Source organism: Oleidesulfovibrio alaskensis DSM 16109 (assembly GCF_000482745.1).
Taxonomy (GTDB): Bacteria; Desulfobacterota; Desulfovibrionia; order Desulfovibrionales; family Desulfovibrionaceae; genus Oleidesulfovibrio; species Oleidesulfovibrio alaskensis.
On sequence record NZ_AXWQ01000015.1, the window covers coordinates 117,926 to 130,102 of the forward strand.

Annotated in this window: 5 protein-coding genes; all 5 read left to right on the plus strand. The window is 50.3% G+C overall.

The genetic code is table 11. The features are described from left to right. Positions 1-589 precede the first annotated feature (589 nt). The 5 genes from H586_RS0110480 (at position 590) to H586_RS21055 (ending at position 11,286) form a co-directional block, all read left to right on the plus strand. A complete protein-coding gene (locus H586_RS0110480) occupies positions 590-1,555 on the plus strand; it encodes an AAA family ATPase (RefSeq protein ID WP_027181994.1) in 966 nt (321 codons plus the stop codon). A gap of 288 nt (positions 1,556-1,843) precedes the next feature. Beyond that, positions 1,844-4,108, plus strand: coding sequence for a S8 family peptidase (locus tag H586_RS0110485; RefSeq protein ID WP_234702955.1), 2,265 nt, complete (start codon positions 1,844-1,846; stop codon positions 4,106-4,108). A 107-nt stretch (positions 4,109-4,215) separates the two neighbouring features. Then, positions 4,216-6,948, plus strand: a complete 2,733-nt coding sequence (locus H586_RS0110490) for a site-specific DNA-methyltransferase (RefSeq protein WP_027181996.1) — start codon at positions 4,216-4,218, stop codon at positions 6,946-6,948. Beyond that, positions 6,948-10,100, plus strand: a complete 3,153-nt coding sequence (locus H586_RS18950) for a BPTD_3080 family restriction endonuclease (RefSeq protein ID WP_051363980.1) — start codon at positions 6,948-6,950, stop codon at positions 10,098-10,100. Before H586_RS0110490 ends, H586_RS18950 begins: the two co-directional genes overlap by 1 nt. 916 nt (positions 10,101-11,016) lie before the next feature. Beyond that, complete coding sequence (locus H586_RS21055; protein WP_267878770.1) at positions 11,017-11,286, plus strand: Rha family transcriptional regulator; 270 nt, start codon at positions 11,017-11,019, stop codon at positions 11,284-11,286. The last annotated feature ends 891 nt before the right edge of the window (positions 11,287-12,177 follow it).

A 12,177-nucleotide genomic window follows, 5' to 3' on the forward strand; every position in this document is an offset into this window, starting at 1 on the left:
ACTTGCTGTTATTCCATGGCCTGAAAGCATGTTGCGAAATGATTTTCTTGCGTTTTGGCAACCATGTTCACTGTGTTACATTATGTCTGCCCTAGTGCTTCAAGCACTCAAAGCCATTTGATTGGCATTTTGAGCCAATTTTGCATTTATTTTGGCATTGGCCAGCTGAGCTGGGAATGACGATACTCTACTACCCCTCTCCTTCGGGCAAGGCTTAACGACCAAAGCCTTTGGCTAAAAAATCACGCTTCACGAGCAATTGTCCAATCTTGGCGCAGAGCTCTTTGATCTGTAGTCGTTATTGGCAAATTGTCTCTCGACCTTGCCTGCGAAAATGCCTACCACCCCTTTTAGCTGCCTTGGCTTTAAATCCCGCCAAGTAACGCTTGCTTTTGCTCTTTGGCATGATTCCTCCGTCTGTCTTGGCTCAACAGTATACGTCTGGCCAAGTTTTGGGATCACCTCTGATTGAGGTTTCCGCCTTAAAAGCAATATTTTTAGTGTGTTATGGTTGTCAAAAAAACTCCAGAAGGCAATATTTTCTAGCTAGGTTGAAAAAAAAATGATAGAAAAAAGATGGAGAGAGTGAATGGCAACATCCGAACAGATAAAATCGTTAATAAGATCGCATTGTGATAATGATCGTGAGAGATTCCTTACGATTGCATTACAAGTTGCCGCGCATGAGGCCAAGAAAGGCCATGATGGGATTGCGCATGATATCCGAAGCCTTGTTGATAAGGCCAAGTCCGGATCAGGTAAAGTTATCCCGTTCAATCGCGAGTTTAGTGATCTTGTTCTTGCTTCGAGTCCTAGTACCCAAATTTCTGAGCTTATTTTAGCGCGTGAGAAGTGTGATAGGATTCAGAGGATTATACTTGAATATCGCCAACAGGATAAGCTGAAAAAACATGGGCTTGGGAACAGAAAAAAAATTTTGTTGGCAGGGCCTCCTGGAACGGGCAAAACCCTAACCGCCTCTGTATTGGCTAGTGAGTTGAAACTACCGCTTTTTACCATATTAATGGACAAGTTGGTAACCAAATTTATGGGCGAGACAAGCGCTAAGCTTAGACAGATATTCGATTTAATTCGCGCTAGGCGGGGAGTCTATTTGTTTGATGAGTTTGATGCCATTGGCGCAGAGCGTGGCAGGGAAAATGATGTAGGGGAAATGCGGCGTGTTCTTAATTCTTTCTTGCAGCTAATTGAGCAGGAAAAATCTGACAGTCTTATTATTGCGGCCACCAACAATGCAAAAATTCTTGACCATGCTTTATTTAGAAGGTTTGACGATATTCTTTATTATGATTTGCCAACGACGGATGAGATTATACGTCTGATTAAGAATCGACTTTGTGAGTTCAAGCCTGCAAAAATGTCATTAAAAACTACTATCATGGCGGCAGAAAAACTAAGCCACGCCGAGATAGGTCAAGCTTGCGATGATGCTATAAAGGCTGCTATATTGTCTGACAGACAGAAGGTTACAGCGACAGATCTCAAGGCAATGCTGAAAGAACGCCGCTCTGCATATGGATACTCTAGCTCCTAATCTATATCAATGCCTGACCAATTTTTCCCTCATATTTTCCTTTCCGGCACAGCTGAGGCCTCTTCCTTTACAAGTACATCCTCATGGGGACCCAAGCCCCGACTTCGTGAAAGGGACAGACGCCAACATGGCGAATATATTACCAGAAAACTGGATCAAGTCTGGACTGCAGCAAAAGAACAGCGAGAAGCACGTACAGCTGTAGCCTTACCGACAAAGCAGGGGACTTACCTAGAGTTTGAGAGTGCTCCTGGCTTTGATCTGAAGACAGAGAGTCTTGAAAGTCGCATGAAGGGAATTCGCCTTCTTAATATTAGAACTGTACAAGAAAAATTAGGGGAAGTGGGTCAACCTCCTGCCCCTGTCACAAGAGCTACGGTTTACATCCCATCCGGAGAAGAAAATTTTTTTCTTGAGCGTGTTGAGCAGTACCTCAGTAAAGACACCCCTAAGGGGAAACCACAGAACGCTCCTTTGATAGATGGAATCGAAGATATTCGGCTCGCTCTAATCGAGTCGCTGTGGACGGATGCTCCCTCTATGATGCCAGATCAAGAGCCTGTGTGGTGCGAGGTTTGGCTCAGAGGCGACGATCCCCAAGTTGAGGAAAGTGCTAGGGCTGTATTTAGGGAATTTGATCTTCCGCAGCAGCATGGCGCATTGAAATTCCCTGAGCGCACTGTGGTCTTAGTGAAAGCTAATCGGGAGCAGCTCGCATCACTTATGCATGCCTGCGACGAACTCGCCGAATTCCGTTGCGCAAAAGAGACATCCTCCTTTTTTCTGGAACTGGAAAATGCTGAGCAGCAGGAATGGATTGCTGACCTTATCAGACGTCTTGAACCTGAAATGGATCCAAGTGTGTCTGTCTGTGTTCTTGATACCGGAGCAAACAACGGCCATCAATTGCTGGCCCCGTTGTTAAATGATCAAGACTGTCATACCTGTGTCCCCGCATGGGGGGTGGATGATCACAACGGTCACGGTACTCTCATGTGTGGTCTTGCAGGCTATGGAGACTTGAATCAGGCGCTGGTAACCGACGGAAGAATAGTTATTCCGTATTGTCTCGAATCAGTAAAAATTCTCCCGCCTGTAGGGAACAACGACCCCAATCTATACGGATATATCACATCACAAGCTACCAGCAGAGCCGAGATCCAAGCTCCCTATCGAAAGCGCTGCCTGTGTATGGCTGTAACATCGATAGATGGTAGAGATATGGGGCGACCGTCCTCTTGGTCCGCTGCGATTGATGCTTTGTCCGCTGGAATGTCTGTCAGCCAGTTGGCTCCTGGAGCTAGCTCAGATGGGAATGATGATGAAGCCGAAAGGCGGCTTTTCATTATTTCGGCAGGAAATGTTGAAGGACAGGCGGAATGGCAGGCTTATCCTGACAGCAATCTGACGAATTCCGTCCACGATCCAGCGCAATCATGGAATGCCCTTGTTGTAGGTGCATATACTGAAAAAGTTGTCATCAAAGACCCTACGCTTGCGGGGCACACCCCCCTGGCAGCTAGCGGCAGTCTCTCCCCTTACAGCACCACATCTTTGATTTGGGAGCGCAAGTGGCCGGTGAAGCCTGATATCGTCATGGAAGGCGGTAACGTTGTAAAAGCGCCTGACGGCTTTTGCTCTGAGTGTGAAGACACAGCGCTTCTCTCGCTAAGCCACAGACCTACCCGAAAACAATTTGACTGGGTCAATGCCACAAGTGCTGCCGCTGCGCAGGCAGGATGGCTTGCAGCGCATCTTCAAGCCGCTTATCCGCAAGCATGGCCCGAGACCATACGGGGTCTGATTGTGCATTCAGCCGGGTGGACGGACAATATGAGAAAAGACTTTCTCAACTCCGAAAGCAAAACAGATTATGCACGACTGATGAGAGTTTGTGGATATGGCGTCCCCGATCCATACCGGGCGTTTCACTGTGCAGCAAACAGCCTTACTTTGATTGCGCAGGAATATCTCCAGCCCTACGGCAAGAAAACAGCAGGTTCTGGTTATTGTACAAAAGACATGCACCTTCACGATCTGCCTTGGCCCAAGGACGTATTGCAGGAGCTCGGTGAAACAGAAGTCACTTTGCGGATAACCCTTTCATATTTTGTTGAGCCTGGGCCGGGGGAAATTGGGTGGAAAGATCGCTACAGATACGCCTCCCACGCCTTAAGATTTGACCTAAACAACACTACGGAAAGCAAAAGTGAATTTCTTATCCGAATGAATGCTGCTGCCCGAGAAGAAGATCAAAAGCCGGAAACAGAGAGTGGGAGCGAGAGGTGGCTTATTGGCAAGAATGGTCGCTCCCTCGGCTCTATTCATTCTGATATTTGGACAGGCTCTGCCGTCGAACTGGCAGCTTGCAACTTGGTGGGGGTTTATCCGGTAATTGGATGGTGGAGAGAACGTCCTTGGCTCGGTCGTTGGAGTCAGCAAACGAGATACTCCCTCATTGTTTCACTTCATGCACCTGAACAGCATCTTGAACATGCGATTGATATTTATACCCCCGTCGTCAATAAAATTGCAGTGAAGATTAGCACGTAGCCCCTTGCCAATAGGCTAAAAAGTTTTTGCTTTAAAAAGCTCCATATTAAATTACCAGCCCAGAATAATGCCCAAGAGGTCCTGGGCCAAGCTAACGAGAGCCATATATGCCGCTTAAGAAAGTTAGAATAGAAAAGACCACAAGGCCCTATAAGCACTCTGAGACCATGTCCATGCGGCCCGATGTGGGGACGCAGACGCAGTTTCGCAAGAAGCGCGGCCCCAAGACCTACCTCTATGACTCCTCCTTAGCTCCGTCTATGAACTGGGACGAAGGTTCAGCAAGGGGGTATGGCGAATGGCTCATCCAGTGCATCGAGGATGCGGCGCGGGAAGAGAACCTCGCATTCGATTCCCCACGTGAATTCAAGCGGGGCTGCGATATCATCAGAGTCTATGGCCTGCGTGACGCTGTGCAGCTTCTCAAAGGCATAAGCAAGCCATTCCTTGAATGGACAGGCAAGGCCGAGCGGCTTTCTTTCGATGTTCCCACACTGCCGCTTTTCGTCCACGAACGTCTTTCCACCAAAGCGATCATTGAGACCCTCAAGGTACACCGGAAAGACAAGGGCGTGGTTCAGGGCAACCTGATGGACTTCTTCAACGAGCCGGACTTGTCTGCCGTGGACAAGGTGCTCAAGTCCTATGAGTATCAGGATCAGTGGGTGAACCGTATGATCCTGGGCGACTCCCTTGTGGTCATGAACTCGCTGCTCGAATATGAGTCCATGGGCGGTAAGGTGCAGATGATCTATATGGATCCGCCGTACGGCGTGAAGTTTGGTTCCAACTTCCAGCCGTTCGTCAAGAGTAACGATGTAAAGGACAACAGCGATGACGACATGACTCGCGAGCCGGAAATGGTGAAAGCGTATCGCGATACATGGGAGTTAGGCCTTCACTCGTACTTGACGTACATGCGCGATCGGTTGTTGTTAACGCAAGAGCTACTTACTGAGTCTGGCTCGGTATTTGTCCAAATTTCAGATGAAAATATACACCACGTTAGGCAATTATTGGACGAAGTCTTTGGAGCAGAGAATTTTGTTTCTCAAATCAGTTTTCAAACAACATCTGGATTTGAAACGAATACTATAGCTACGCTAGGAGATTTTTTGTTGTGGTATGCCAAAGACAAGCAAAAAGTGAAGGTAAACAAGTTATTCTTGCCTCAGGCCGCTACTATCGGTGAAGGTAACGCCAGATGGGTTTTGCTAGAAGACGGGACGTATCGTGGTGTAACCGCAGCAGAGATAAGAGGGGAACAGGCATTGTCGGGGGGAAGCAAACTCTACTCCCCAGGAGATTTACAGTCACAAGGGGCTTCAAAGAATCCCCAACCTTTCGAGTATGATGGAAAAACTTATTATCCGAATGCAAATGCTCATTGGAAGGCAAATTATCCAGAAGGGATGGAGAGGTTAGCACAGGCCGGTAGAATCCATGTTGCGAAAAGCAGTTTAAGGTTTAGACGTTTTCATTCAGATTTTCCGTTTAAAGAAATTGGTAATATTTGGACTGACACAATTACTGGTAGTTTCACAGAGAAAAAGAAATACGTCGTCCAGACAAACACAAAAGTTATTCAGAGATGTTTGCTGTTGACAACTGATCCTGGTGACCTTGTTTTTGATCCAACTTGTGGAAGTGGCACAACTGCACTTGTGTCTGAGCTGTGGGGGCGGCGGTGGATTACGGCGGATGTCAGCCGTGTCCCCCTAGCTTTGGCAAAACAACGACTTCTCACTTCAACATTTCCTTGGTTTGAGCTTCGAGATAATGCATCCGGGCCGAGTGGCGGTTTTGTGTACGAACGCAAGCAAAACGCCAAAGGCGAAGAAATTGGGGGGATAGTCCCTCACATCACTTTGAAATCAATTGCGAATAATGAGCCGCCAAGTGAGAAAGTTCTCGTCGATAAGCCAAATGAAGAAAATGGTATCACTCGTGTCTGTGGTCCCTTCTGCTTCGAGGCATCAATCCCGACCCCCGTGGATTGGGAAGGCGATGGTGAAGAAGACAGTTGTCCCGCTATCGCGGAATCCCACACGTCCTTCGTCGAGCGCATGCTTGAAGTTCTTCGTAAAAGTCCGGTGCTGCATCTCAGAGGCGGGAAAACTGTTACCCTCGAACAGGTAAGGCAACCGGCCAAGGCACTTAACCTCTCTGCAGAGGGTTTGGCAAAGAATGGTGGCGATGAACGGAAGCCGGTCGCCTTAGTCTTTGGCCCTGAGAACGGAGCCGTGAGCGAAAAGCTCGTTGCCGAGGCGGCACGGGAGTCCTACCAAAAGAGTTACCACCACTTGTACGTTATCGGCTTCGCCATTGAGCCTAAGGCGCGAGAGTTCATCGAGCATTGCGAAGTCGTAAGCAGTATCCCGGCTACTTATGTCCAGGCAACCCCGGACATCCTCATGGGCGACTTGCTCAAGAACATGCGTTCCAGCCAGATTTTTTCTGTGTGCGGCCTGCCGGATGTGGAGGTTTACGACAGAGGCAAGGGTAAGTTCCAGGTGGAGCTTCTCGGCCTCGACACGTTCGACCCGGCAACCATGGAGTCGGACCACCGTAAGGGCAACGATGTTCCGGCATGGTTCCTTGATACCAATTACAACGACTCCTGTTTCCATGTGTGTCAGGCGTTCTTCCCCCGCACCAATGCTTGGGACAGCCTCAAGAAAGCACTCAAGGCCGATTACGACGCAAGCGTGTGGAAGCACCTTGCTGGCACCAAGTCTATTCCCTTTGATGCACCAGAGACCGGCAAGATCGCCGTCAAGGTCATCGACGACCGAGGCAACGAGTTGCTGGTGGTGAAAGAAGTCGAAGGAGCGGCATAATGGGCAGCTTCGAAGTCGACAGTCCGATTATTTGCTCCCCGTTTGAGGAACCTGTGGAGCACTGGCTTCTCAAGGAAGGCGAGGAGCCGCAGCGCATCAAGGGGCGGCGGCCTCCGCTGCTCTTCTCTCCCCGCGACCAAAAGAATCCTTGGGAAGAGAATGAAATCATTAGGCAGAGCAAGGCGTATGCTCCGGCGTACGAGTTGTTCATGGTCGCCCGGATTCGCGATGCTGTGAAGCGGTGGCGCGAAGAAGGCTATCCTGGCGTCACCAGAACAACCCTCGATCTGCTGAAATACTGGAGCAGAAAGGGGAGAGAGTTCCGGTTGTTTTTCGCGCAGATGGAAGCGGCGGAAGTCGTCATTTTTCTCAACGAGGCACGGCAGGACTTCCTTCAAGGCATCAATGTCCCCATTGATGACGTGAATGAGAACCAGAAGCGCGAGGGCATGAAGGCGTTTCTTCGGTACGCCTGCAAGATGGCGACGGGAACGGGCAAAACAACGGTCATGGGCATGATCGCGGCGTGGTCGATCTTGAATAAGGTGGCGAACAAGCAGGACGCACGCTTTTCAGACACCGTGCTGGTTGTCTGCCCGAACGTCACGATCCGCGACCGTCTTCGCGAGCTTGAGCCCAACATGGGAGAGGCGAGCGTGTACCGGAAACGTGATCTTGTTTCGCCCGACCTGATGCCGGACCTGCGGCGCGGACGGTTCATCATCACCAACTGGCACACCTTTGAGCTGCAATCCGTTCAGGGCGGTTCTAAAGTAGTTAAGCGTGGCGTGAAGCTCATCACCCGCGAGAAGATTCGCATCGACAAGAAGAACGACACGTACAGAGGGACGCGCCTTCTCACTGAGGACACGTTTAACCAGCAAGTTGCAACGGGACTTCTGACGGTCATCAATGAGACCACAGACAATCAGGGGCGGCGGATCATTGAAGTCGAGTCTTCGCGCCACGTGGAGAGCGATGCGGCATGGGCTCTCAGGGTGTTGGGCCGCGATAGCGGGACCAAGGGTAATATTCTGGTCATGAACGACGAGGCACACCACGCCTATCGCATCCGTCCTCGCCAGGAAGAGGAGCAGGTAAACCTCTTAGATGATGATCCCGAAGATGAGTTTATTGAGCAGGCCGCTACGGTCTGGATAGACGGATTGGACCGCGTTCATCGGCAGCGCGGGATTAATTTCTGCGTGGATCTGTCCGCGACGCCGTACTACCTGAACCGAGTCGGCCAGGAGGCCAACAAACCCTTCCCGTGGGTTGTCTCAGACTTCGGCCTGATTGACGCGATCGAATCCGGCTTGGTCAAGGTTCCGCAGATGGCCGTGCAAGACAACTCCGGCGACAAGATTCCCGGTTACTTCAACATATGGGAATGGATACTCAAGCAGATCAAACCCGGAGAGCGCGGAAGTAAAGCCGGTGAGATTAAACCTGCCGCAGTGCTCAAGTATGCGAACACGCCTATTCGCATGATGGCAGGCTACTGGCGCAAGGATTTCCATGCATGGGAAGAGGGCCATGACGATCCGCGTCCACCGGTATTCATCCTCGTTTGTAAGAATACCAGCATCGCGAAAACGATTTACGAATGGATCGCCGATGGGGTTTGCCCTTCGGGCATCTCGCCGTTCGGCATTCCCGAGCTGGCAAACGAGAACGGGAATATCCGGACTATCCGAGTAGACTCCAAGGTCGCCCATGAGACGGATTCAGGACACGCCGCCCAGGATGAACACGCCTGGATGCGATTCGTCCTTGATACTGTGGGAGTCATGGAGTGGCCCCCCGACGAGCAGAAGCGTCCGATTCACCCGAGTGGATTCCTGGAATTAGCCCAGAAGTTGGGCCGTCCCACCATCCCCCCAGGCCGAGATATTCGCTGCATCATCAGTGTAGGCATGTTGACCGAGGGATGGGACTGCAACACGGTTACACACATTGTTGGTCTCCGCCCCTTCATGTCGCAGCTTCTTTGCGAGCAGGTCGTGGGGCGTGGCTTGCGCCGGATGAGCTACAACTTGACCGAGGACAACAAGTTTCCAGAAGAGATCGCAAAAATATTCGGCGTACCGTTCGAGCTTGTGCCGCTCAAGAGTAGCGGTGGTTCTATCAAGCCGCCGGAGAAAAGGCGTCACATCTTCCCGGTTTCCTCCAAGAAACAATTCGAGATTATCTGCCCCCGGGTCGAAGGATACACGCAGGCGATCCGCAATAAAATCACTGTGGATTGGGAAAAGGAAGGCAACCTGATTCTCAACCCGCAGCAAATTCCCAACGAAGTGCTCGCCAAGGCGTCATTGCCCGACAACGAGGGAAGACCGACCCTTGACGGCCCGGGCGCATCCGAGAAGTTGGATTTGAATCCTTTCCGCTCTGATAAGAGAATCCAGGAATTAGTCTTCACTCTGGCGAAAGATCTTGCAGCCAGCTACTTGAGTCAGGCAGATTGCGAAATTCCGGCGCATGTTCTCTTCCCGCAGCTTGTGAGCATCGTCCGTCGCTTCATGGACGAGAAAGTGAAAACGATGTTTCCGGCAAAGAAAATTGATGTGTATTTCTCCCCATACTACGGGATCGCCGTAGAGAGGTTGCGCGAGGCAATTCATCCTGATCCGAGCCAGGGGGAAACCCCGGAGATTCCCCGGTATGATTCTCGCGGTCCGTGCACGACGAAGCATGTTAACTACTGGACTAGTAAGCGTGTCTCGCAAGCTAACAAGACACACCTGAATTACGTCGTAGCTGACACCAAGAAATGGGAACAGGCCGCTGCTTTTTATCTCGATAATCACGATGCGGTTGATGCGTTTGTGAAAAATGACGGATATGGTTTTACAATTCCCTACATGAAAGACAACGAGATTCACGACTACATCCCGGATTTTGTCGTTCGACTGAAGACTGTTCCGCCCTGCCACCTCGTCCTTGAGACCAAGGGTATGAGTGGTAATGATGTGAACCAGAAAAAGACCGCAGCCGAACGATGGGTGCGCGCCGTGAACGCTGATGGTCGCTATGGCAAATGGGCATATGAAATTGCCTTCAGTCCTGAAGAGGCTATTGAAAAAGTCAATGATGTCATAAAACGTATGAAGATTAGCCAAAACGATAGACCACCTGAGCAACAGAATTAGTTTTGGGGAACGGGTGTAAAATCAAAGGCAAGACTCTTAATGGGTATTGTAGAAATGCTCAATGAGGACAGCCGTTATCTCAACTCCGATTTAATCTTGAAGCGCCTCTTGAAAACGAGAGATTCTACTTTTTGATGGGGATGTGAATATCATCAAACGGAGACCTATGCTCGAAGGAGAACCTCGTGCCTAGTTTCAATTACAAAGTTATAAAGCACAAGATCGACCTGCTCAATACCGTGGAAGAAGTCGGTTGCCTATGCCACCTCGGCCTGCCTCGCTCTTGGGGGGATCTCCAAGAGCGAAATGCGGTCGTTCATTGTTGTAGATCCACAGCCAGTTAGCGGCAAGGTTCTGAGCCTCTGCAATGCTTGTTCAACTGTAGCCAAAATGGTGATGATTGCCGCGGACGGCTTATAGGTGCTCTGGACCTGCGTTATCGAAATCATAACGCAGCTTCCCCGCTCCGGCCCTCGAAAGTTACGTCAAGGAAATCGTGACGGAAGTGAGTTGTTTTCATTTCGGCAACAACTGGTCGTGACGGCAAGGCCTACAAGAGGTCCATGCTCCCATAGATTTCGCCAATGGCTGACTGGTTGCAAGAGCACGTCAAAAGCTGTGAACACTCATTGCAAGCGAGTTAAGACCTGTCCTACCGAAATAGGAGGTCAGGGCCGTCATATGCATATTATTCCTGAAGCAGACGTGTATCGTCGTGTTGTTCGATCTCGATGTAATATCTTAAATTACTTAAAATAATTAAAGCTACTGGTTTGGATGTGCTCCCGCAGCGCTGCAAGCAATGACCACCAGCCTTAAGGTGGCTGAGGTGTTCGGGAAGAGGCACGACAGCGTGATGGTCGACCTAAAGAAACTGTCCAACAGGTGTGTCCTGAATTTTCAGGAGATCTCCTAAATCCATCCGCAGAATGGTCAGGAGTACCGCATGTTCCTCATGGACCGTGACGGCTTCTCTCTGCTCGTCATGGGCTTCACCGGAAACAAGGCACTGGCTTGGAAGCTCAAGTACATCGAAGCCTTCAACCGCATGGAAGCCGAACTAATGAAGCGACAGGTGAATGTCCTGCCCGACTTTACCAATCTTGTTGAAGCCGCTCGTGCGTGGGCTGATCAGGTCGAACAGAAGATGGTTTGCGAAGCACAGGCCAAAGCCCTCATTCCCTAGACTGCAAGCAGACAAGAGTTTCTTTGAATGTACTGAGACGAGCATCACGAAGGGGGCAGAACGTCCCCTTCAAATAACTAGCTCAAGATATACCAGCCGATTTTGGTGCAAAAATCTGAGCGGGTTTACAACGTTATGAAAAGCGAAAATCCCCCCCATGCCCTTTGTGTGCGCTGAATGGGCGAGGCGTTTCAACCGCTGAAGACTGCAAGGCTTACTTCTCGCCGCGTCATGTGTGTGTGATGCACTCGGTATTGACTGGGCAGGACAGTTCACCAAGTTCAAGGACGCTGTGTACTCTCGATCTACGTTGAAGGAGTCTCAACACAGCTTACCGGCTCCGGGCAGCGTGTGAAGATCAAGGCTGATCCGGTCTTGGCAAGTTCCGTAACCGAAATGGTGACGGAAGTGAATCGGGCTGACACCGGACGGAAGACTTCCCGCACCGCCGTTATGCTCCCCATCGAGTTCGCCAATGGCTGGCTGTTCATCAAGATCAGGAACGATCCTGTCCTCTCTCTCAAGTCGTCACGGTAATCGTGACACCTTCGGCTGGAGGCGATCAGAAGACCACCGTAACCAAAATGGTGACGATGCGTCCTGACGGTTGATAGGTCTTTCGACCTGCGTAGTGGAAATGGCAACGCAGCTTCCGCCTTTCTTCTCAAAAGGTATACCTTGTGGAACACTCATGCCATTGCCTGAAAAGCCGCTTTGTTCCGTGTCTCAAAACCTCGCAATCTCATTTCTTGACACGACTTCTCGAAAAGTCTAGTCCTTCTGTTACACGACGATTACAGAAGGAGGAAACAGGAATATGGCTCATGTTGGATACATCCGTGTTAGCTCAATCGACCAGAACACTGACCGCCAGCTTGCTGACCTTGATTG